General features: G+C 70.6%; 19 protein-coding genes and 1 pseudogene. 13 read left to right on the top strand and 7 right to left on the bottom strand.

The annotated features are described in order from the left end of the window. The first annotated feature begins 1 nt into the window (after position 1). The 5 genes from AC1D29_RS24820 to AC1D29_RS24800 are packed head-to-tail and all read left to right on the top strand — an operon-like array spanning position 2 to position 6,336. Entirely contained in the window at positions 2 to 1,252 is a 1,251-nt protein-coding gene (locus tag AC1D29_RS24820) for an efflux RND transporter periplasmic adaptor subunit (protein ID WP_477902520.1), read from the top strand. Positions 1,253 to 1,258: 6 nt separating this feature from the next. Continuing rightward, complete coding sequence (locus tag AC1D29_RS24815; protein ID WP_477902518.1) at positions 1,259 to 1,942, top strand: ABC transporter ATP-binding protein; 684 nt, start codon at positions 1,259 to 1,261, stop codon at positions 1,940 to 1,942. Between the two features lie 45 nt (positions 1,943 to 1,987). Further along, positions 1,988 to 2,425: a hypothetical protein gene (locus AC1D29_RS24810; protein WP_477902516.1), complete on the top strand. Its 438-nt coding sequence runs from the start codon at positions 1,988 to 1,990 to the stop codon at positions 2,423 to 2,425. Between the two features lie 27 nt (positions 2,426 to 2,452). Beyond that, a complete protein-coding gene (locus tag AC1D29_RS24805; RefSeq protein ID WP_477902514.1) occupies positions 2,453 to 3,199 on the top strand; it encodes an AAA family ATPase in 747 nt (248 codons plus the stop codon). Between the two features lie 50 nt (positions 3,200 to 3,249). Further along, positions 3,250 to 6,336, top strand: coding sequence for a ligand-binding sensor domain-containing diguanylate cyclase (locus AC1D29_RS24800; RefSeq protein ID WP_477902512.1), 3,087 nt, complete (start codon positions 3,250 to 3,252; stop codon positions 6,334 to 6,336). Here AC1D29_RS24800 and AC1D29_RS24795 read toward each other — a convergent pair. Further along, the gene (locus AC1D29_RS24795; RefSeq protein WP_477902510.1) at positions 6,323 to 7,150 is read right to left on the bottom strand and encodes an alpha/beta hydrolase; all 828 of its coding nucleotides are present in this window, start codon (positions 7,148 to 7,150) and stop codon (positions 6,323 to 6,325) included. The two genes, AC1D29_RS24800 and AC1D29_RS24795, sit on opposite strands and share 14 nt — an antisense overlap. Before the next feature lie 24 nt (positions 7,151 to 7,174). Between AC1D29_RS24795 and AC1D29_RS24790 the strand changes: the two genes are divergently transcribed. The 6 genes from AC1D29_RS24790 (at position 7,175) to AC1D29_RS24765 (ending at position 14,060) form a co-directional block, all read left to right on the top strand. Then, entirely contained in the window at positions 7,175 to 8,494 is a 1,320-nt protein-coding gene (locus AC1D29_RS24790) for a M20/M25/M40 family metallo-hydrolase (RefSeq protein ID WP_477902508.1), read from the top strand. Positions 8,495 to 8,507: 13 nt separating this feature from the next. Then, entirely contained in the window at positions 8,508 to 8,960 is a 453-nt protein-coding gene (locus AC1D29_RS24785; RefSeq protein ID WP_477902506.1) for a DUF695 domain-containing protein, read from the top strand. 131 nt (positions 8,961 to 9,091) lie between these two features. Further along, positions 9,092 to 11,944 (top strand): xanthine dehydrogenase family protein molybdopterin-binding subunit, encoded by a 2,853-nt coding sequence (locus AC1D29_RS24780; RefSeq protein ID WP_477902504.1) that lies wholly within the window; start codon positions 9,092 to 9,094, stop codon positions 11,942 to 11,944. Then, positions 11,941 to 12,465, top strand: a complete 525-nt coding sequence (locus tag AC1D29_RS24775) for a (2Fe-2S)-binding protein (protein WP_477902502.1) — start codon at positions 11,941 to 11,943, stop codon at positions 12,463 to 12,465. The genes AC1D29_RS24780 and AC1D29_RS24775 overlap by 4 nt, the downstream gene beginning before the upstream one ends. After that, positions 12,462 to 13,469: a hypothetical protein gene (locus AC1D29_RS24770; protein WP_477902500.1), complete on the top strand. Its 1,008-nt coding sequence runs from the start codon at positions 12,462 to 12,464 to the stop codon at positions 13,467 to 13,469. Before AC1D29_RS24775 ends, AC1D29_RS24770 begins: the two co-directional genes overlap by 4 nt. An 18-nt stretch (positions 13,470 to 13,487) precedes the next feature. Then, entirely contained in the window at positions 13,488 to 14,060 is a 573-nt protein-coding gene (locus AC1D29_RS24765) for a cold shock domain-containing protein (RefSeq protein WP_477902499.1), read from the top strand. A gap of 12 nt (positions 14,061 to 14,072) precedes the next feature. On the opposite strand, the gene AC1D29_RS24760 is transcribed toward AC1D29_RS24765, so the two are convergent. Further along, positions 14,073 to 14,753: a class I SAM-dependent methyltransferase gene (locus AC1D29_RS24760; RefSeq protein WP_477902497.1), complete on the bottom strand. Its 681-nt coding sequence runs from the start codon at positions 14,751 to 14,753 to the stop codon at positions 14,073 to 14,075. 144 nt (positions 14,754 to 14,897) lie between these two features. Continuing rightward, positions 14,898 to 15,566, bottom strand: a complete 669-nt coding sequence (locus tag AC1D29_RS24755) for a glutathione S-transferase family protein (protein ID WP_477902495.1) — start codon at positions 15,564 to 15,566, stop codon at positions 14,898 to 14,900. 83 nt (positions 15,567 to 15,649) lie between these two features. On the opposite strand from AC1D29_RS24755, the gene AC1D29_RS24750 reads away from it, so the two are divergent. Further along, complete coding sequence (locus AC1D29_RS24750; protein ID WP_477902493.1) at positions 15,650 to 16,228, top strand: hypothetical protein; 579 nt, start codon at positions 15,650 to 15,652, stop codon at positions 16,226 to 16,228. A 7-nt stretch (positions 16,229 to 16,235) separates the two neighbouring features. Here AC1D29_RS24750 and AC1D29_RS24745 read toward each other — a convergent pair whose 3' ends face one another. Next, positions 16,236 to 17,657 carry a peptide MFS transporter gene (locus AC1D29_RS24745; RefSeq protein WP_477902491.1) on the bottom strand — a complete coding sequence of 474 codons (1,422 nt, stop codon included), beginning with the start codon at positions 17,655 to 17,657 and terminating at the stop codon, positions 16,236 to 16,238. 116 nt (positions 17,658 to 17,773) lie between these two features. Here AC1D29_RS24745 and AC1D29_RS24740 point away from each other — a divergent pair, with 116 nt between their 5' ends. After that, a complete protein-coding gene (locus tag AC1D29_RS24740; protein WP_477902489.1) occupies positions 17,774 to 18,802 on the top strand; it encodes an NAD-dependent epimerase/dehydratase family protein in 1,029 nt (342 codons plus the stop codon). Here the strand turns inward: AC1D29_RS24740 and AC1D29_RS24735 are convergent. From AC1D29_RS24735 to AC1D29_RS24725, 3 genes and pseudogenes are all read right to left on the bottom strand, one after another. Next, entirely contained in the window at positions 18,799 to 19,116 is a 318-nt protein-coding gene (locus AC1D29_RS24735; RefSeq protein WP_477902487.1) for an EthD family reductase, read from the bottom strand. The two genes, AC1D29_RS24740 and AC1D29_RS24735, sit on opposite strands and share 4 nt — an antisense overlap. Positions 19,117 to 19,142: 26 nt before the next feature. Next, a pseudogene (locus AC1D29_RS24730) lies at positions 19,143 to 19,367 on the bottom strand (hypothetical protein); the annotation flags it as partial. A 46-nt stretch (positions 19,368 to 19,413) separates the two neighbouring features. Then, on the bottom strand, positions 19,414 to 20,682 hold the full coding sequence (locus AC1D29_RS24725) for a S1C family serine protease (RefSeq protein ID WP_477902485.1): 1,269 nt from the start codon (positions 20,680 to 20,682) through the stop codon (positions 19,414 to 19,416). Positions 20,683 to 20,859 lie beyond the last annotated feature (177 nt).

The following is a 20,859-nucleotide window of genomic DNA, read 5'->3' as shown; positions in this document are numbered from 1 at the left end:
CATGAATTCCGGCGCCGCGATGGACCGGCGCGTGGCGGTGCCGCGGCGCTATGGCCTCATCGGGCTGGCTGCCGTGGCCGCGCTGGCCGTGGCGCTGCTGCTGGTGCGCCATTGGCCGCGCGGCGTGCCGGTGGCGCGTGCCGACGTCGAGATCGCCAACGTCAAGACCGGGCCCTTTCGCGACGTGGTCGTCGGCCGCGCGACGGTGCAGCCGCTGCAGTCCGTGCTGCTGGACGCGACCGAGGACGGCCGCGTCGAGCAGGTGCTGGTGAAGGACGGTGCCCGTGTCGAAGCCGGGCAGCTGCTGGTCGTGCTGGCCAGCAGCCAGCGTGCGCAGGAGTTGATGGCGCGCTCCAGCGAGGCCGCGCAGCAGCTGGCCAACTTCTCCACGCTGCGTGCCGCGTGGATGCAGGCGCAGGCCCAGCAGCGCCGCGAGCTGACGCAAGGCCAGTTTGAGCTGGAGCGCGTGCGCCGCCTGCACGAGCGCAACCGCGACCTGGCCGCCAAGGGCTTCCTGTCGCCCGCGGCGCTGGAGGATTCGGCCGACAAGCTGGCCATGACCGAGCGGCTGTTCACGCAGCAGCAGGCCGATGGCCGCGAGGAGCTGGCCACGCGCGAGCAGTCCGTGCAGGCCATGCAGCGCGCCGTCGCCGACCTCAACCAGCGCCTGGCCGCGATGCGCACTGCCAGCGAAGGCCTGGCCGTGCGCGCGCCGGTGGCCGGCCGCGTCACCGGCCTGGCGCTGCAGGTGGGCGAAAGCGTGCGCAGCGGCACGCGCATCGCCCGGCTGGACAGCCTGGGGCGCTTCAAGCTGGAGCTGCGGCTGGATGAATTCCACCTCGGCCGCGTGCGCGAGGGGCTGGCCGCCGAACTCCGGCACGACGACCGCAGCCACGCGCTGCACGTCGCCCGCATCGACCCGCAGGTCAAGGACGGCCGCTTCACCGTCGAGCTCGTCTTCGACGCCGAGCCGCCGCCATTGCAGGTCGGCCAGGGCCTGGACGTGCGCCTGACGCTGGGCCAGGCCCAGAACGCGCTGCTGCTGCCCGACGCCGGCTTCTACACCGACACCGGCGGCGCCTGGGCCTTCGTGCTGGACGCCGATGGCCGCCATGCCGAGCGCCGGCCGCTGCAACTGGGCCGCCGCGCCGACGGCGTCATCGAAGTGCTGGGCGGCCTGCAGGCCGGCGAGCAGGTCGTCGTCTCTCCCTACCGCGCCTTTGTGGGCGCTACCGCCCTTCAGCTGAACTGAGAAGCCATGTTCAAACTCCGCCACCTCACCAAGACCTTCCGCAGCGGCGACATCGAGACCACCGCGCTGGACCGCATCGACCTCGACATCGAGGCCGGCGAATACCTGGCCATCACCGGCCCATCGGGCTGCGGCAAGTCGACGCTGCTGGGCATCCTGGGCCTGCTGGACGCGCCCAGCGGCGGCGAGTACTGGTTCGACGGCCACAACGTGGCCGGCTGGAACGAAAAGCGGCTCAACACGCTGCGCCGCGGCCGCATCGGCTTCGTGTTCCAGAGCTTCAACCTCATCGACGACCTGAGCGTGGCCGAGAACATCGCGCTGGCGCTGGAGTACGGCGAGCTGCCGGTCAAGGCCCGCCGCGATTGCGTGGCCGAGGTGATGGAACGCCTTGGCATCGCCCACCGTGCCGGGCACCGACCCAGCCAGCTCAGTGGCGGCCAGCAGCAGCGCGTGGCCATCGCCCGCGCCATCGCCGCGCGGCCCGCGCTGCTGCTGGCCGACGAGCCCACCGGCAACCTCGACAGCGCCCACGGCGCGGAGGTCATGCGCATCCTGCGTGAGCTCAACGCCGAGGGCACGACGCTGGTCATGGTCACGCACTCGCTGGAGCATGCGGCGCAGGCGTCGCGGACGCTGCGCTTGCTGGATGGGCGGGTGGTGGTGGATGCGGTGGCGGCGGTGGCCTGATTCATTGGCATAGTTCCGTTCATCTCATCCGGATGCCGACGCCTCATGCTGACCGACCTTATCGTTGCCATCGAAGAAGATGCACCGGCCATCCTGAATGCGCAAGGACACGCAAGCATTTGGCCCACCCTTGAGGCCAAAGGCGTCGATCAAGTCAAGTTGGCCAGCCTTCGGTTCATCCTGAAGGGGCTGCCTCCCGACGACGAGCAGGTCATCGAGTACATGAAGTCTTTCGAGGCGCTGGTCGATGGCGGCGAGAAAGGACCTTGGATTGATGCCCTGCCAGAGGACCTGGTCCATCTGCTGGCCACCATGCCCGGATCGGACCTGCCAAAGGTCGCCGGCGCGTGGGCCAACATCGAAGAGGCAAAGCTCGACCGATGGGTGGCTGACGACGTGGAGAAAAGACTGGGTGAACTGGCCGCGCTCGCCGCGACTGCGGTCGCGCAGGGAAAGCGCCTGCTGCTCTGGATCTGCCTCTAGCGCGGGCGCTGCGGTCCAAGGAGCGCCATGCTCTCCACCCAGTTCGTCCTCCACCTCGCCCTGCAGCGCGACAAGGTCGAGTCCTTCGACCGCTACCCGTTCAACCTGCCGGCCGTGCGCACGCTGGAGCGGCTGGAGATGCACCCCAAGGTGACCTTCCTGATCGGCGAGAACGGCTCCGGCAAGTCGACGCTGCTGGAGGCGCTGGCGGTGTCGCTGGGCTTCAACGCGGAGGGCGGCGGCAAGAACTTCAACTTCGGCACGCGGGCGTCGCATTCCGAACTGCACGAGTTCCTGCGCGTGGCCAAGGGCTACAAGCGGCCGCGCGACGGCTTTTTCCTGCGCGCCGAAAGCTTCTTCAACGTCGCGACCGAGATCGAGCACCTGGACAAAGGGCCGGGCGGCCCGCCGATCATCGGCGGCTATGGCGGGCATTCGCTGCACGAGCAGTCGCACGGCGAGTCCTTCCTCGCGCTGCTGATGAACCGCTTCGGCCGCCAGGGCCTGTACCTGCTGGACGAGCCCGAGGCGGCGCTGTCGCCGCAGCGCCAGCTGGCCGCGCTGGCGCGCCTGCACGAGCTGGTGCAGCAGCAGGCCCAGTTCGTCATCGCCACGCATTCGCCGCTGCTGATGGCCTACCCCGACGCGTGGATCTACCAGTGCAGCGCCGACGGCGTGCAGCGCGTGGCCTACGAGGACACCGAGCACTACCGCGTCACGCGCGATTTCATGGCCGATCCGCAGCGTGTGCTGCGGGCCTTGATGGCGCCTTGATGCCTCGCTGAGGTCGGGTGGTTACATCCGCCCTTTAGGATGCCGGCCCTATGCACCCCCTAGTTCGTGGTCTGGCCACCCTGCTGATCCTGGTCGGGACGGGCTTCGCCCGTGCCGACGACGGCGCGGGCCCGCTGGAGGTGCAGTTCCGCAGCGTCACCGTGCCGCAGAACACGGTGCCCGCCATCGCGCAGGATCGCACCGGCTTCATGTGGATCGCGACGAACAAGGGCCTGACGCGCTACGACGGCTACCGGCTGCGACCCATCGAGCAAACGGGCGACACGACGGCCCGGCGCAGCCTGGGCTGGGTGCGGGCGCTGGCACCGGCGGCCGACGGGCGCATGTGGATAGGCACGGAATTCCAGGGTCTGGTGGCCTACGACCCCGAGCAGGACCGCGTCGAGTCCCATGGCAGCGCCCAGGGCGGCACCGGCCCGCAGGCGCCCATACGCGCGCTGGCCGAGGGCCGCGACGGCGCCGTCTGGGTGGGCACGCTGGGCCGCGGCCTGTACCGCTATGAGCCGGCGGCCAAGCGCTTCGATGCCCAGGCGCTGAGCTGGCATGGCGAGCCCGAGACGCGCGTGCTGGCGCTGCGCGTGGGCGTCGACGGCACGGTCTGGGCCGGCCACTGGCGCGGCCTGGCCCGCCGTGTGAGCGATGCCGGTGGCGCCTGGCAGGACGTGGCCCTGCCCGGCCTGCCCGACGGCATGCCCGTGCTGGCGCTGACCGAGGACCGCGCCGGCCGCATCTGGCTGGGCACGCAGGACGGGCACCTGGGTGTCGTCGAGCAGGGCGAGGTGCGCTGGGTGCAGGCGTTGGGCCTGCCCATCCACGCGCTGGCCGAGGCCGCCGACGGGCGGCTGTGGGTGGGCAGCAAGAACGGGCTGTTCTGGGTCAACCCGGCCAGCGGCAGCATCGACGTGCGGCTGCGCCAGGATGCCCGGCGCGTGATGGGCCTGGCCGGCAACGACATCAGCGGCCTGCTGCGCGACCGCAGCGGCGCGATGTGGGTCAGTGGCTACGGCCTGGGTGTGCAGCGCCATCTGTATCACCCGGCGCTGGCCGTGCGCGGCCCCGACATCGGCGGCCCGCTGGCCGAGGCCGATGTGCGCGCGCTGCTGGCGCTGAAGAACGGCGAGGTGCTGGCGCCGACGCAGACCGGCCATGTCGTGCGCCTGGACGGCCGCCTCGGGCGCGAGCTGGCCACGCTGGGCGAATGGCCGCGCGAGCGGCGCAGCGTCGTCGAGATCATGGCCGAGGCGGGCGATGGCAGCGTGTGGCTGGCCGCGGCCGGCCGGCTGGAGCACCGCGCCGCGTCGGGGCAGCTGCTGCGCGACTGGGCGCTGGACGGCGGTCGTGCCCAGCAACTGCTGCTGCGCGCCGACGGCAGCGTCTGGGTCGGCCTGCAGGAGGGCTTGTACCGGCTGGCCAGCGCCACGGCGGCGGCGCCGGAGCGCGTGCACCCGCTGGGCGGGCTGCGCCTGCACGGCGGCATCTACACGCTGACCCAGGCGCCCGACGGGCGGCTGTGGGTGGGCGGCCAGCAAGGCCTGTACCGCGAACACGCACCCGGCGACGGCGGCCTGGAGGTCGTGCCGCAGGCGCCGGGCGAGGCGCTGGCCAGCCCCATCGTCATGGGCCTGCTGTGGGGCCGCGACGGGCGGCTGTGGGTGGACACGCCCGTCAGCGGCCTGCACCGGCTGCGCGGCTGGGACGCACAAGGCCGTGCTCGCTTCGAGCGCATCAGCGAGCGCCACGGCGTGGAGGGCGTGTTCGGCGGCAACCTGCACGAGGACGGCGAGGGCCGCATCTGGAGCCAGATCTACGTCTACGACCCGGCGGCCGACCGCATCGACAACTTCGGCAGCGCCGAGGGCGCCAACTTCGGCAGCTTCTGGTTCTTTGCCAGCACCGAGCTGCCCGGTGGCGGCCTGCTGTTCGGCGGCAGCCGCGGCCTGCTGCGGGTGCAGCCCGACGTCTGGCGCGTGCAGCCGTCCAGCCCGCCGCTGGTCATCAGCGGCCTGCGCGTCAACGGCCAGCCCTGGGAGCAGCCGCGCACGCCGCGCGAGGGCCTGCAGCTGCCGCCGGCCAAGCGCACGCTGTCCGTCGAGTTCGCGGCGCTGGACTATGCCGACCCATCGCGGCTGCGCTACGAGTACCGGCTGCAGGGGCTGGACAACGACTGGACCCGCGTCGACGCCAACGGCCGCAACCCCAGCTTCGGCCCGCTCAAGCCCGGCCACTACACGCTGCAGGTGCGTGCCACGGCCCACCAGACGCTGTGGGGTCCTGAGCAGCTGCAGCTGCCCATCGTGCTGGCGCCGGAATGGTGGGAGACCACATCGGCGCGCGTCGCCGGCGTGCTGCTGACGCTGGCCAGCATCTGGGGCTGGATGCGCTGGCGCACGCGGCTGCTGCGCCAGCGCGAGTCGGAGCTGCAAGGCCTGGTGGACGAGCGCACCGCCGAGCTGCGCGAGCTGAGCCTGACCGACACGCTGACCGGCCTGCGCAACCGCCGCTACCTGGAGCTGCGCCTGGACGACGACCTGCGCCTGTGCCTGCGCCGATTCGAGACGGCGGACGGTGACGGCCCGGGCCCGGACGCCGACCTGCTGCTGATGCTGCTGGACCTGGACCACTTCAAGCGCGTCAACGACCAGCACGGCCACGCGGCCGGCGACGCGGTGCTGGTGCAGCTGGCGCAGCGGCTGCGCCAGGTCTTCCGCGAGACCGATTCGCTGGTGCGCTGGGGTGGCGAGGAGATCCTGGCGCTGGCGCGCGAGACCGAACGCCGCGACGCCGCCGAGCTGGCCGCGCGCGTCTGCGCCGCCGTGCGCGACAAGCCCTTCGACATCGGCCCGGGCGCGACCGTCAACGTGACCGTGTCCATCGGCTTCTGCGCCTTCCCGCTCGACCCGCGCCACCCGCGACTGTGGGACTGGCGCGCCTGCCTCGCCCTGGCCGACTCGGCGCTGTACGCCGCCAAGGCGCAGGGCCGCGATGGCTACGTGGGCGCCGTGCGCGCCGACGGCCTGCTGCCGCGTGAGGCACCCGACGGCCTGCCGGCCTGGCGCAGCCAGACGCGCCTGCATGTGGCGAGCAGCACCGCCGACAGCGCCGTCAGCTCAGCCTGAACAAGGCCCGCAGCGCCGCCGGCAGCTCGGCCGCCCAGGCCGCCTCGTTATGGCCGGCCTGCTCGGCGATGTGCAGGCTGAGCTGATCGGCCGGGATCTGCTGGGCGAGCTCCGTGTGCATGCGCTGCGTGCCTTCCACCATGCCGCGGCCTTCCTTGCCGCCGCAGTACAGGTGGATGCGCGTGTCGGTCTGCAGCCTGGCCTGCGCCGTCGCGGCGAACAGCTGCGGCGCGGCCCAGTACGACGGGCTGAACAAGCCGTAGCGGCCGAACACCTCACCGTGCCACAGCATGGCCGCGTGACTGATGAGGCCGCCCAGCGAGCTGCCGATCAGCGCCGTGTGCTCGCGCGCCGGCTGCGTGCGCCAGCCGGCGTCGATGAAGGGCTTGACCGTCTTGGCGATGAAGTCCAGATAGGCCCGGCCCTCCGCCTTGCCCAGCTGGGCATGGTCATAGGGCGCCATCTCGGTGTTGCGCTTGTCGCTGCCGTTGTCGATGCCGACGACGAGGGCCTCGAAGCCGGTCTCCTTGGCCAGCGCGGCCATCGTTTCGTCCACGCCCCATTCGCCGGCATAGCCGGTCGCCGCGTCGAACAGGTTCTGGCCGTCGTGCATGTAGATGACCGGGTAGCGCCGCTGCGGCGCCAGCGCGTAGCTGGGCGGCAGGCACAGGCGCAGCGTGCGGCTGCGCGCCAGGCCCGGCATGGCCAACGGTTCGGGCAGCACCTGGACGCTGGGCAGTGCCGTGGACGGTACCGCGGCCCTGACGGGCAGTGCGGTGAGCAGGGGCAGGGTCAGCAGCAGGCGACGTTGCATGGCGGGGCGGGTGACACTTTGGGCATGAAGACCCCGCACGCTATCCGACAAACCCTGGCCCTGCTGCTCGTCACGCTCACGGCCGCCGCTTCCGGCCCCGCCGGGGCCGCCGGCCTCAACGGCGACGAACTGGTGCTCACCGGCCTGGTCAGGAAGCACACCCCCGACGCGCTGAAGCTGCTGGAGCGCAGCGTGCTCATCAACAGCGGCACGCTGAACCCGGCCGGCGTGCGCGAGGTCGGCGCGCTGTTCGGCGCCGAGTTCGAGGCCCTGGGCTTCAAGACGCGCTGGGTCGACGTGCCGGCCGACATGAAGCGCGCCGGCCACCTGGTGGCCGAGCGCGTGGGCGAGCAAGGCAGGCGCGTGCTGCTGATCGGCCACCTGGACACCGTGTTCGAGAAGGACAGCCCCGTGCCGCCGTGGCAGAACGACGGCCGCAAGGTGCGTGGCCAGGGCGTGTCCGACATGAAGGGCGGCGACGTCATCATCCTGCTCGCGCTGCGCGCGCTGAACGACATCGGCGCGCTGCAGGGCCGCACGGTGCGCGTCGTCTTCACCGGCGACGAGGAGCGCGTCGGCAGCCCTGCCGAGGTGGCGCGGGCCGCGCTGATCGACGCGGCCAAGCTCAGCGACGTTGCGCTGGCCTTCGAGGGCGCGGCGCAGGACGAGCAGGGCCGGCCCACCGGCACCGTCGGGCGGCGTGCGTCGGGGACCTGGCACCTGCAGGTGACGGCGCGCACCGGCCATTCGTCGGGCGTGTTCGGCCGCGACGGCTTCGGCGCGCTGTACGAGGCGGCGCGCATCCTCAACGCCTTCCGCGAACAGCTGCGCGAGCCGGACCTGACCTTCAACGCGGCCACGCTGGTGGCCGGCACCAGCGTGGCCTGGGACGACGGCCAGAGCCAGGGCACGGCCTTCGGCAAGACCAACGTCATCCCGCGCGACGCGCAGGCGCGCGGCGACCTGCGCTACCTGACGCCCGAGCAGGGCGCCCGCGCCCGCGAACGCATGCAGGCCATCGTCGAGCAGTCGCTGCCCGGCACGCGCGCCCGCATCACGTTCAGCGAGAGCTACCCGCCGATGGCGCCGACGCCGGGCAACCTGCGCCTGCTGGACAGCTACTCGCGCGCCAGCGAGGACGCCGGGCTGGGCGCGGTCGCCGCCTTCCCGCCCGGCCAGCGCGGCGCGGGCGACGTGCAGTTCGTCGCGCCGTTCGTCGACAGCCTGGACGGCCTGGGCGCCGGCGGCGGCGGCGCGCACACGCCGGACGAATACCTGGACATCGCCTCCATTGAGCGCAGCGCCATCCGCGCGGCGCTGCTGATCTATCGGCTGACGCGTTAAGGGCAATCACGGCATGTTTGCATCAGCCACCTCTGACGAAGCCCGAGGGATCATTGGCAAGACCCTGGCAGACGGTCGGCCCGTGATCTGGAATTTCGTGAACGAATTACCCGCCGAAGAGGTGCTGGCCGTTCGACCTTGGATGGTTGTGATCCGCTGGGCCTATGACGCCGTGCTTGAGGACAGCTTTCCGGACGAGACGACGCAGGCCGCGATCTATCGCCTGGACGCTGGGCTCGTGCCGCTGGAGGACGCGCAGATCGGGTACCGGGCCTATGCGCGCACCGGCAACGGCCTCAGGGAATGGGTCTATTACACGGCCGACCACGACCACTTCATCGCTGCGCTGAACGACGCGCTGGCCGATCACGAGGCCTACCCCATCGAGATCAAGTTCTACGATGACCCGGGCTGGTCGGAATTCCGCCAATTGCTTGTCGATTTCGGGTTTGCCGCCTCAGCCTGATCTACTGTCTGACGCGTTAGCACCTCGCGGTGCGACATGGTGGAAATCCCAGCGCGATCCTGGCCTGATCTCATGACCGCGTTGTTGTCGGCGGTGACAAACTCGCCCGCATTTCATGGAGGGAGACAGGCGTGTCGAAGAACCCGCAGATCCGGGTCGTTGGTCCGGGCGGCGATGTGAGCAGTGATGCCAACGGGCCATTCACGCTGACCCGCCGCCGCGTCATCGGCGCCGGCGCCGGCGCGGTGACGCTGCTGATGCACGAGCTGGCGCTGGCTTTCAAGCCGCCGGCGCTGCGACTGCCCGGCGCGCGCCCGCAGCCGGTGGACACGCCCACGCAGCCGCACATGCCGCCCGGCGCGCCGGACTGGTCCGGCGGCCCGGGCAAGGCGCGCTTTCGCATCGACGGCCTGGCCAAGGTCACGGGCCAGAAGATCTATGCGCGCGACTTCCGCGCCGCCGACATGCCGGGCTGGCCCCAGGCCGAGCGCATGGTGCTGATCCTGCGCGCGACGCGGCCGGGCTTTGCCTTCGCGGGCCTGGACCTGGGCCGCCTCGTCGCCGCCGACGTGCGGCCGCTGCTGGCCATCACGCAGACGCCGCTGCCCGACCTGCCCTGCCCGCAGCGGGACCTGGCCTCGCTGAACCTGCAGCTGCCGTTTTCGACCGCCGGCGCCGACGGCGTGCAGCAGCTGCTCGTGCCGCTGGGCAGCGCGCCGCAGTTCCACGGCCAGGCGGTGGCGATGCTGGTGTTTGCCGACATGGCGAGTTTTCGCCGCGCCAAGCGCGCGCTGCAGTTCGAACCCGGCGTCGTCAAGGCCGGCGCGGCCGTGGCGCCCCAGCCCGCCAAGCCCTATTCGCCCACCACCTACCTGACGCGCTACGAGGCGCCGGGCATCGCGCCCTTCTCGCAGGTGCAGGTGGGCGTCGAGTCCGACCCCTACGCGCCCGACTCCAGCAGCCAGCCCTACAACTCGACGGCCAAGGCGCTGCGCGGCCGCATCGCCGCGCGGCTGGCCGATCCGGCGCTGCTCAAGCTCGGCGGCAGCTACTCGACGCAGGTGCTGGACCCGATGTTCATGGAGCCCGAGGCGGGCCTGGCCTGGCTGGACCGCCGTGGCGACGGCACGCTGAGCCTGGTGCTGGGCACGCAGGCCACCAACGGCGACGCGGGCGACAGCCTGGCGATGTTCGGCAAGGATTGCCCGATCTCGGTGAAGACCGTGGCCTTGCACGCCTGCTACCCCGGCGGCGGCTTTGGCGGGCGCGATGTGTCCACCTTCCCGCCGCTGCTGGCCGTGGCCGCCGCGCTGGCCGACGCGCCGGTGCGCATTGCGCAGGACCGCTACGAGCAGTTCCAGAGCGGGCTGAAGCAACTCGGCAGCCGCATCACGCAGCAGATCGCCGTCGACGCCAGGACCGGCCAGTTCCTGGCCTTCAGCAGCTCGCAGGTGCTGGCCGCCGGCGGGCAGAACAACTACAGCCAGTTCGTCGCGATGCTGGCCGGCTACTGCGGCCTGAGTGGCTACGACATCAAGCAGGCCTGGGTGGACGCGGTGGCGCAGCCCAGCACAGGCGTCGTCGCCGGCTCCATGCGCGGGTTCGGCGGGCCGCAAGCCAGCTTTGCGGTCGAGACGCTGGTCGACGAGGTGGCCGTGGCGTTGAAGCGCGACCCCATCGCGCTGCGCGAGGCCAATGCGCTGCGCGAGGCCGACCGCACCATCACCGGCGCGCCGCTGATGCAGACCATGCGGCTCCGAGAGATCTGCCGCCTGGCCCGCGCCCACCCGCTGTGGCGCGAGCGCGAGGCGGTGAAGCTGCGCAAGGCGCGCGAAGGTGTGCGCTACGGCGTGGGCTTTGCGCTGGCCAACCAGGCCTATGGCACGGGCACGGACGGCGTCATGGCCGAGGTGGCTCTTGCACCGGACGGGCGCCTCACCGTGCGCAGCAACTGCGTGGACATGGGCAACGGCTCGGCGACGACGCTGGCCATCTCCACGGCCGGCTGGCTGGGCCACAACGCGCACGACATCCTCATGGGCGACGTGGGCAGCTTCAATGCGCTGGACCTGAACAGCGACAAGGGCGGCAGCTGGGCCGACCCGCGCTGGACGGCCAGCTTCAGCATGTCCAGCAGCGCCTGCCTGACGGCCTTCCACCAGGTGCATGTCACCGAGCAGGCCAGCCGCGTGCTGTTCGAGGCCGGCCTGCTGCCGGCGGCCGCCGCGCTGTGGGGCGTGCCGCTGGCGCAACTGCAAGGCAAGACGCGTTGGGACGCGGGCCGCCTCGTCGCGCCTGGCCTGCCGCCGTTGCCACTGCACGCGCTGGCGGCCCATGTGCACCAGGCCAGGCTGACGTCGGGCGCGATGGTGCATGGCGTCTACCAGGGCGCCTGGGTGTCGGCGACCTATGCCATGCCGACGGGCGCGGCGCTGCTGCTGCCCATCGACGGCTTGTCGCTGCGTACCGGGGGCCAGGCGGCATGGGCACCGGTGCTCAGGCAGGACGTCATCCCGCCCAACCCCGAGGCCAGGCTGTACGGGCGCAGCCTGTACGCGCCGTCGGGCGCCGTGATCGCGGTGGAGATCGATGCGAAGACGCATGAGCCGCGGGTCGTGGCCGTGGAGCTGATCGTCGATGCCGGCAAGGTGTTGCAGCGCGACCTGCTGCTGGGTCAGGCGCAGGGCGGTGTCGCGATGGGCATCGGCTATGCGTTGCTGGAGAACCTGCCGCTGGAGGCGGGCGGCGCCGGCGACGGTCGCTGGAACCTGGACCGCTACCAGGTGGCGTTGTCGGCCGACGTGCCGCTCGCGCGGCTGAACATCACGACGCTGCCCACCGACGAGCCCACGGCCAAGGGCATTGCCGAGGCGGTGCTGTGCCCCATCGCACCGGCCATCGGCAACGCCATCGCCCACGCCACCGGCAAACGTTTCAGGTCGCTGCCCATCACCGCTGCCGACATCGAGAGGGCTTGGACATGAGCGAACTGGTCCCCATCCAATTCCACGTCAACGGCCGACCGGTGAAGGCCGAGGTGCCCAGCGACCTGCCCCTGGTCGACTTCCTGCGCGAGGAGCTGGGCCTGTCCGGCACCCGGCTGTGCTGCGGCATCGGCGTCTGCAAGGCCTGCACCGTCGCGGCCCGCCGCGTGCCGTCAGCGCAGGCCCAGCCCATGCTCGCCTGCTCCACGCCCGTGGCGCTGCTGCAAGGCCAGTCCATCACGACCGTCGAAGGCACCGGCAGCTTGGACAAACCCAGCGCCGTGCAGCAGGCCTTCCTGGACCACTTCGCCTTCCAGTGCGGCTACTGCACGCCCGGCTTCGTCATGGCCACCGAGATGCTGCTGGGCCGCCTGCGCATGCAACCCGTCAGGCGCGAGCAGCTCGATGCCGCCATCGAAGACGCCGTCGGCCAGCACGTCTGCCGCTGTACCGGCTATGCCCGCTACCACCAGGCGATACGCGCCGTGGTGCTGGCGGAGAAGGGCCTGGTGACCGCATGAAGTCCAAAGCATTGCTACTCCTGCTGCTCGCGGCAGGCAGCGCCCACGCCGAGACGCTGGCCGAATACGGCCGCCAATGCGCCGCGCAGATCAGCGAGGTCCCCGCCTTCAGCTGCATGGCCGGCGAGGAGGTTCCCATCACCGTCGACGGAAAGCCCGTGCCACCCCAGCCCGCGCCCGCGCGCTGCGACAAGCCCTCGCTGCTGCCGCAGAACGACCCGGGCAGCCAGGGCCAGTGCGTGCCCGGCACGCGCGCGCTGGTGCTGCGCGACGACAAGACCGCGCAGATCAGCGCCATCTGCCGCAAGCAGGTCGCTCGGCCGGCGGGCAGCGCGCTGTTCGACGAGATCAACGTCATCTCGCACAGCCTGAAGGACGGCAAGACCTGCTGGTTCACCGCCAAGGCCCGCGCGCCGCTGACCGAAGGCGCGGGCATTGACGGCCGCTGGGTGGCCTCGCCCAGCACGCTGACCCACCAGCCACCGCCCACGGGCCCCGACGGCGCGCGGGCGCTGCCGGCCGACAAGCTCTGGCTGACGCCCAGCCAGGTCGCGTCGACCCAGCCCGCCTGCATCAACTGCCATGACAGCGGCCCCTTCATGTACAGCCCCTACATCGCGCAGACGACCATGCTGCCGGGCGACCCCTTCGGGTACTACCAGCCCAAGGCCATCGGCGAGGACTTCAAGCGCGCCTGGGCCAGGCTCAACGCCTTCGGCATCACGACGCGCGGCAACACCTGCACGGCCTGCCACCGCATGGGCAACATGAACTCCTGCAACGTCGCCATGCAGCAGTCCACCGGCCGCGCAGCGCAGGAGGGTGGCGACGAGTGGTCCAGGAAGTTCCCGCAATCGCACTGGATGAGCCCGGGCAACCTGCACAGCCAGGCGCAGTGGAACGAGCAGTTCGCCGACAGCCTGAAGAAGCTGGCCGCCTGCTGCGAGAACCCGCAGGGGGCGGGGTGCAGGGTGGTGGATTACGCGCCCAAGCATTCAAAGTAGAGCGATCCGGGAAGACCCATGAGATCGACCGGCATCCTGCGAACCTGGCATGACGACCGCGGCTTCGGTTTCATCGCGCCCACGCAGGGCGGCGCCGAGGTGTTCGTGCACATCAGCGCCATGCCGCGCGACGGCTCGCGCCCTGTTTTGGGCGAGACCTTGAGCTTCGAGCTGGGCCGCGGCAAGGACGGCAAGGTGCAGGCCGTGAACGTCATCCGCACGGCGATCGGCAATGACCTCAAGCCGGATCGCGCGCGGCGCTCGAGCCGCACCGAGCCGAGACGGGTGGGATGGCTCGGCCAGGGCCTGGTGCTGTGCCTGGTCGTCGCCCTGTCGGCGTGGGGCTTCAAGCGCTATCAGGCCCATGCGCACCGCCAGCAACTGGCAGCCATGCCGACCACGTCGGCGGTGCCGGTGCTCGCCGCGGGCGGCACGACGTACCGCTGCGATGGACGCACCCATTGCTCGCAGATGACGTCCTGCGCCGAGGCCACCTGGTTCATCAACCACTGTCCCGGCACGAAGATGGACGGCAACGGCGACGGCGTGCCTTGCGAGCAGCAGTGGTGCACCGGCCTGGGTGCTCGCTAGCGCGGATGATGCTCAGCCGCGCACAAACCGCATCAACCGCCCGCGGTAGTCCGGGCCACCCTCAGCGGCACTCAGCAGCGTCTCGCTGAACTCAAACTCCAGCCCTGCCATCCGCTTGCCGAACGCTGCGCGGTTGCCCCGATTGGGATCGACGATCAACAACTCGCACCTCGGCAGCGCATGCTTCTCGATGAAGGCCGCCAGCGCGCCGCCATCGTCGCGCTCGTAGAGCACGTCGCTGCCGATGATGAGATCGAAGCGGCCTTGCACGCGCGGCGCGCCGCCTTCGGCAACCACCGCGTCCTCGCTCCAGTCGCCGTGGCAGTAGCGCATCGGCGTCAGCTCGTTCAGGCGCAGGTTCTCCAGCAGGAAGGCGCCGGCCAGCGGGTGGATGTCGCTGGCCGTCACCTCGGCGCCGCGGCGGTGGCAGACCAGGCTGGCCAGCGCCAGGCCGCAGCCGATCTCCAGGATGCGCTCGCCCTCGGCCAGCGGTCGCACGGCCATCGCGGCGGCCAGGTGCAGGCCCGACGGCCAGACCTGCCCGAACAGCGGCCATTGCGCCGATGAAATGCCCAGCGCCGCGGCGGCGCCGGCCGGGTCGGCGAACTGGTCGTGGTCGAGCAGGGAGCGGATCTGCAGGTCCGCCGCGCCGTCGATGGCGAGGGTGCGGACCTTGATGTCGTAGCCGGGCATGCGCCCTTTCGGTGACCTGCGTGTTTGAGCGCGATGCGACACGGGGAGGTCAGCGCCGCTGGGTCACAGCGGCCGGGCGACAGGCCGGCGGGGCAAGACGGGTGACCGCACTGGCGCGCGGCAGGGGCCGAGTGTAGGGGCCGGTCAGCTCATCAGGCTGTAGGGGCCGCCGCGCTCCAGCGCCTGCTGGTACGCGGGCCGCGCGTGGATGCGAGCCAGGAACTCGTGCAGCTTGGGGTAGGTGCCGGCGTCGCCGCCGCGCGCCGCGGCGGCTTCGACGGGGAAGCTCATCTGCACGTCGGCCGCCGAGAACTCGGCGCCGGCAAACCAGGGCCGCGCCGCCAGCTCGGCTTCCAGGAACTTCAGCTGCGCATCGATGGTGGGCTGCACGAAGCCGCCCAGCACCTTGTCGGCGATGCCCTTGGCGATGGGCTTCACGAAGAAGGGCATGGGCGCGCGCTTGACCTTGTTGAACACCAGCTTCATGACCAGCGGCGGCATGGCCGAGCCTTCGGCGAAGTGCATGAAGTAGCGGTAGTGCAGCAGGTCCTGCTCGCCGGTGGGCTTGAGCCGCCCCTGGCCGTAGCGCTCCACCAGGTACTCCAGGATGGCGCCGCTCTCGGCCACCGTCAGCCCGCCGTCGGTGATGACGGGGCTCTTGCCCAGCGGGTGAACCTGGCGCAGTTCGGGCGGCGCCAGCGAGGTCTTGGCGTCGCGCTGGTAGTGCTTGATCTCGTAGGGCAGGCCCAGCTCTTCGAGCAGCCACAGCACGCGCTGCGAACGGGAGTTGTTCAGGTGGTGGACGGTGATCATGCGGGCCAGTGTAGGCATGCACGGGATTGCCGTGTGCGGGCACCGCCCGCTACGCTAGTGCCGCCAAAACGGGAGGGCTTCTCATGGGTTCCTGGCCGACACTGGAAATCGCCAAGCTCGTCGTCGGCGTGCTGACGCCGCTGTCCGTGGCCTTGCTGGGCTGGCTGTTCAGCCGCCAGCTCAAGCGGCTGGACCTCAGCAACTGGACCAATCAGAAGCTCATCGAGAAGCGCCTGACCATCTACGACGAGATCGCGCCGCGGCTGAACAAGCTGCTGTGCTTCTTCACCTGGGTGGGCTACTGGAAGACGGTCTCGCCCACCGAGGCCATCCAGGCCAAGCGCGAGCTGGACCGCACGCTGAACATCTACCGGCATGTCTTCGAGCCCGAGGTCTACGACGCCTACCAGGACTTCATCCAGGTGCTGTTCGAGACCTACACCGGCCCGGGTCATGACGCCCGGTTGCGGGCGCTGATCTGGGGCCCGGACGGCGACCGCCGCACCGACTGCGGCTTTGCCTGGGACGAGGCCTGGACGGCCAGCTTCTCCGAGCCGGGCCAGGCGGTGGACAAGGCCCAGGTGCGTGCCCGGTACAAGGCGCTGATGGCAGCGTTGACGCGCTCGCTGGGCGTGTCCACACCCCAGCCCGCCGACCACTGAGCCGCCGTCAGCGCTCGGCCGGTGCGTCGTCCGGCGCCAGCACGCGCCCGAACAGCAGCTTCACCACCAGCAGCCCGACGCCCGCGCAGCCCACCAACACCGCGTGCAGAGCCCAGAAGCGCGAACCCGGCATCGTCTCCAGCAGCCCGGCCAGCCAGCCGACGAAGCTGTTGCCGAAGAACAAGTGCAGGTAGTAGATGCCGATCATGACCCCCTGCAGCCCGCGCGGCGCGGCGCGCGAGTACAGGGCCAGGCCCACCGGCATGATGTTGGCGAAGCCGACGTTGTTGACCAGCGCATAGGCGAACGACCACAGGATGCTGATGCGCGTGCCGCCGCCCTCGATGCCCAGCGCGGGGATCATCAACAGCGCCGGCGCGCAGGCGGCCACGAAGCAGCCGAGCGCCATTTTCGTGATCTCGTCCGGCTCGCGCTGCCGGCTGGCCCACCAGCGCCAGAACGCCAGCGACGCCAGCATCATGCCGGTGCTCGTCAGCGCGTCCACGGCCTGCAGCCAGGTCACCGGCACCTCGAAACCGGCCACGTGCATGTCCATGTGCTGCTGCGACCACAGCGGGAAGCCGTTGTTGTATTGCTGGTTGCCGACGATGGACAGCATCAGCAGCGGCAGGATGGCCACCAGCAGCACGACTTGCAGCACCTCGCGCCGGCCCAGCGGCGGGCGCACGTCGGCGGCCGTCCTGGCGGCGCCGCGCGGCGCCTCGGGCGGCAGCCAGCGCCGCCCGGCCAGGTAGACGACCAGGCCGATCAGCATGCCCACGCCGGCCGAGCCGAAGCCCCAGTGCCAGCCCACCTTCTCGCCCAGCGTGCCGCAGACGATGGGCGCGGCGATGACGGCGATCTGCACGGCCAGCATGAAGATCTGGAAGGCGCTGGCGCGGCGCTTGTCGCCCGGCGCGTACAGGTCGCCCACCTGCGCCGCGATGTTGCCCTTGAAGCAGCCCACGCCCAGCAGCAGGCAGCCCAGCGCCGGCAGCAGCGCCGCCTCGAAGGCCATCATGAAGTGGCCCGTGGCCATCAGCAGCGCGCCGATGACGACGGTGCGGGTGCGTCCCAGCACGCGGTCGGCCAGCAGGCCGCCGAAGATGGGCGTCAGGTAAACGAGGCCGACGTACAGGCCGAACACGGCCGACGCCAACTGCTGCGGCGAGCGCGGCCCGGTGACGTTCTCGATGGCATGGCGCAGCGCGTCCATGCCGGCCACGTGGCCGATGGTCTGCGGCAGGAACAGGTAGTTGCTGAGGTACAGCACCAGCAGCGCCTGCATGCCGTAGTAGCTGAAGCGCTCCCACAGCTCGCAGAAGGACAGCCAGCCCAGGCCGGCGGGGTGGCCCAGGAAGGACCGGTCATGGCGGGCGCGCGCGTCGCTGGTGGCGTCGCTGGCCGCGGTCAGGGGGATGGCGGTCAAGGGGGAACCTGGTGGTCTTGCGGAAAGCCGCGACTGTCCACGCCCGCGGCCGCGCTGGCAATGCGCACTCGCCCGCGGGTGACGTCGGTCATGGTCGGCCCCGCACAATCGGCTGCATGACCTCGCCCCAACGTGTCCTCGTCACCGGCGGCAGCGGCTACATCGCCGGCGTGCTGATCCGCCAATTGCTGGCCGCTGGCTGGCTGGTCAACACCACCGTGCGCGACCTGAAGCGCGAGCCGGCGCTGCGCAAGCTGCTGGGCGCGGACGCGGGTGATGCGCGCGAGCGGCTGTGCTGCTTTGCCGCCGACCTGATGGCCGACGCCGGCTGGGCCGAAGCCGCGGCGGGCTGCAGCCATGTAGCCCATGTCGCGTCACCGCTGCCGGTGGGCGTGCCGCGCGATGCCAACGAACTCATAGTTCCCGCACGAGACGGCGCGCTGCGGGCGCTGAAGGCCGCGCGCGACGCGGGCGTGCAGCGCGTCGTGATGACCTCCTCCGTCGCGGCCATCGCCTATGGCCATGGCCCTGGCGAGCATCGCTTCACCGAGGACGACTGGACGCGGCTGGAGACGCCCGGCATCCCGCCCTACATCCAGTCCAAGACCGTGGCCGAGCGCGCCGCGCGCGACTGGGTGCAGCGCGAGGGCGGCGGCCTCGAGTTCTGCACCGTCAACCCCTCCGTCGTGCTGGGCCCGGTGGCCAGCGCCGATTACTCAGCCAGCGTCGTCATCGTCAAGAGCCTGCTGCAAGGTCGCATCCCGGCCCTGCCCCGCATCGGTTTCGGCATCGTCGACGTGCGCGACGTGGCCGACCTGCATTGGCGTGCGCTGACCGCACCGGGCATGGCCGATGAACGCTTCATCGCCTGCAGCGGCTTCCTGTGGCTGCGTGAGGTCGCGGCCATCCTGCGCGCCGAGCTGGGCGACCAGGCCAGCCGCGTACCGACGCTGCAGATGCCGGACTGGACCGTGCGGCTGCTGGCCAAGGTCAGCCCGGCGGTGCGGGCTGCGGCGAGCGAGCTGGGCACGGCGCGGCACCAGGACGCCACGCATGCGCGGGACAAGCTCGGCTGGGTGCCGCGGCCGCCGCGCGAGGCCATCGTCGCGACGGCCCACGACCTGATCGCGCTGGGCGCCGTCTAGCCGACCACCACCTCGTTGATCTGCACGACCGGCTCGCGGTCCGTGTAGTTCGGGATGTCGCCCATGATCTCGGGCGCATGCGGCCCGAAAGCGGTCTGGAAGGCTTCGACGCTGTCGAAGAACAGTTCACAGCCGGCCACGAAAGGCGGGGGCTGGTCCGGTGCCGCGCCATTGGCCAGGCCGCGGTCGACGGTGTAGCGCAGCAAGGCCGACCCCAGCCGCGCCTGCAACATCGGCATGTGGCGGTCACGGTAGTAGTCGTGGTCGAAGCGCGTGCCGGCGGCTTGCGGGTACAGGACGCTGACTTTGATCATGGCGGGCATCTCCGGATGAGGAAGCGTCATTGCAACCCAGCGGCGCGGGGCGCGCATCCTTCATTCGTTGGCCCGCAATGGCTGGCCCGGGGCACTGGCGCCCCGCCGCACTTCTTGATGAAGACCTCGTGCAGATGGCGCTGGTCGCGAAAGCCCGATACGCGCGCGACGATCTCCATCGGCTGGCGGCTGTGCTCGATCATCAGCCGTGCCGCCTCCAGCCGCAGGCCTTCGATGGCCTTGGCCGGCGACGCTTCAGGGCCGCGGTGCGGCGTCAAAAGGCTTTCCCTTGAGCCTTCAGGGTGCTGCAGTGACTGTCAGCGACAGCTTCTCCAGCGCCTCGTCGATAGGGATGAACAGGTTGATGCCCGCGGAGTCTGATCTGAGCTGCGCGATGCCGACCACGCGGCCCTTGGCGTCCAGCAGCGGCCCGCCGCTGCTGCCGGGATTGATGGCGACGTCGCTTTGCAGGAAGGGCACGCTTTCCAGCACCCGTCGGGCACTTAGCACGCCGCGGGTCAGTGAACCGCTCAAGGTCGCGCCGAAGGGCGAGCCCAGCGCGAAGACCTCGTCGCCGACCTGGGGTGCGTCTGCGCGCAGGCCCAGAGCCTCGAAACTGATCGGATCGGTCTGGACCAGTGCCACGTCCCGTTCCTTGTCGGAGCGCAGCACCTCGCCCACCAGGCTCCTGCCATCACTCAGCTTGATGCGCACGAATTTCGCATCGGCCACGACGTGGTAGTTGGTCAGCAGGTGCCCGGTGCGGCTGATGTAGAACGCGGAGCCGGAGCTCACGCCACTTTCCACGGTGACGACGGCCTTCACCAGCGCTGATGAAGCCTGGGCCACGCCGCCGGCGACGACCTTGTCTGCCGCGATCCGCAGTGGCGGCAACGCCGGGGCGGCATCGGCGTCCGTGAGCCCTCCGGAGCGGATCAGCTCGATGAACTTGGGGTCGGCCAGCAGGTTGCCCGCCAAGGTCTGCATGAGCTTGTTTTCGAACTCGTCCGGCGCGACCTTGGTGGTGGCTTCGTAGGTGCCGTCGATGACGGGCGAATAGACCACCTTCTGACGGCGGGCTGAAAACACCTCCCACTTCAGCTTGGCGTAGGCGCTGCCCGTCATGACTTCGCCGCCGCTGCAGGCCCGGTAGTCAAACGCGAGCAGCGTCGCACCCAGCTTGAAATCGGCGCCGTTCTTCTTGTCCTCGAACACTGAACGTGCCCGGTCCGCCAGCGCAAAGCCCTGCTTGGCGGCGAGATCCTTGAAATTCCTGGACAGGGTTGCCACAAGCCATTCGTCGAACTTCTTGGAGTAGCGCAGCTTTTCCGCGCCGCCGCAGAACACGCCTCGTTCGACGTGCCCGAAGACCTCGCCGACCTGCAGTTCGCTTTGCCACAAGGAGAAGTCGATGGTTCTTTCCGACCCCGGGCCGGACATGCGCAACGGCGTCCGGTTGATGGCCTTGGGCTGCGGCTTCGTCAGATCCACATCCGCGCCGAATGCGTGCGGCGAGAGCAGGCAGGCTGCCAACAACGGCAGGCCGAATCTCCAGGGGTACTTCATCTTGTTTGCGAGTTAGGGCCTTGCAACCAGCCGCCCTCTTGGCAAAACCAAGCCTCTCCTGGCAGACGGCTGATACGAGCGGCGAATTATGGCGACGCGACGCCGGCCGGACGCCGTGTCCGCACGGCCGAATTCACCAGGGTTTCACCCAGGAGCCTGGCTGCTGCCGTGCAGCGC

The sequence above is a fragment of the Roseateles sp. P1_C6 genome, from assembly GCF_056406315.1.
The sequence above is the reverse complement of the archived record's forward strand: the minus strand, read 5'-3'. Positions and strand labels throughout refer to the sequence as shown.

Coding starts and splice junctions, on each gene's coding strand:
- AC1D29_RS24750 (WP_477902493.1), top strand. CDS start 15,650: ATGGGTTCCTGGCCGACACTGGAAATCGCCAAGCTCGTCGTCGGCGTG.
- AC1D29_RS24790 (WP_477902508.1), top strand. CDS start 7,175: ATGAAGACCCCGCACGCTATCCGACAAACCCTGGCCCTGCTGCTCGTC.
- AC1D29_RS24800 (WP_477902512.1), top strand. CDS start 3,250: ATGCACCCCCTAGTTCGTGGTCTGGCCACCCTGCTGATCCTGGTCGGG.
- AC1D29_RS24765 (WP_477902499.1), top strand. CDS start 13,488: ATGAGATCGACCGGCATCCTGCGAACCTGGCATGACGACCGCGGCTTC.
- AC1D29_RS24815 (WP_477902518.1), top strand. CDS start 1,259: ATGTTCAAACTCCGCCACCTCACCAAGACCTTCCGCAGCGGCGACATC.
- AC1D29_RS24805 (WP_477902514.1), top strand. CDS start 2,453: ATGCTCTCCACCCAGTTCGTCCTCCACCTCGCCCTGCAGCGCGACAAG.
- AC1D29_RS24755 (WP_477902495.1), bottom strand. CDS start 15,566: ATGATCACCGTCCACCACCTGAACAACTCCCGTTCGCAGCGCGTGCTG.
- AC1D29_RS24740 (WP_477902489.1), top strand. CDS start 17,774: ATGACCTCGCCCCAACGTGTCCTCGTCACCGGCGGCAGCGGCTACATC.
- AC1D29_RS24785 (WP_477902506.1), top strand. CDS start 8,508: ATGTTTGCATCAGCCACCTCTGACGAAGCCCGAGGGATCATTGGCAAG.
- AC1D29_RS24810 (WP_477902516.1), top strand. CDS start 1,988: ATGCTGACCGACCTTATCGTTGCCATCGAAGAAGATGCACCGGCCATC.
- AC1D29_RS24795 (WP_477902510.1), bottom strand. CDS start 7,150: ATGCAACGTCGCCTGCTGCTGACCCTGCCCCTGCTCACCGCACTGCCC.
- AC1D29_RS24725 (WP_477902485.1), bottom strand. CDS start 20,682: ATGAAGTACCCCTGGAGATTCGGCCTGCCGTTGTTGGCAGCCTGCCTG.
- AC1D29_RS24770 (WP_477902500.1), top strand. CDS start 12,462: ATGAAGTCCAAAGCATTGCTACTCCTGCTGCTCGCGGCAGGCAGCGCC.
- AC1D29_RS24735 (WP_477902487.1), bottom strand. CDS start 19,116: ATGATCAAAGTCAGCGTCCTGTACCCGCAAGCCGCCGGCACGCGCTTC.
- AC1D29_RS24760 (WP_477902497.1), bottom strand. CDS start 14,753: ATGCCCGGCTACGACATCAAGGTCCGCACCCTCGCCATCGACGGCGCG.
- AC1D29_RS24820 (WP_477902520.1), top strand. CDS start 2: ATGAATTCCGGCGCCGCGATGGACCGGCGCGTGGCGGTGCCGCGGCGC.
- AC1D29_RS24775 (WP_477902502.1), top strand. CDS start 11,941: ATGAGCGAACTGGTCCCCATCCAATTCCACGTCAACGGCCGACCGGTG.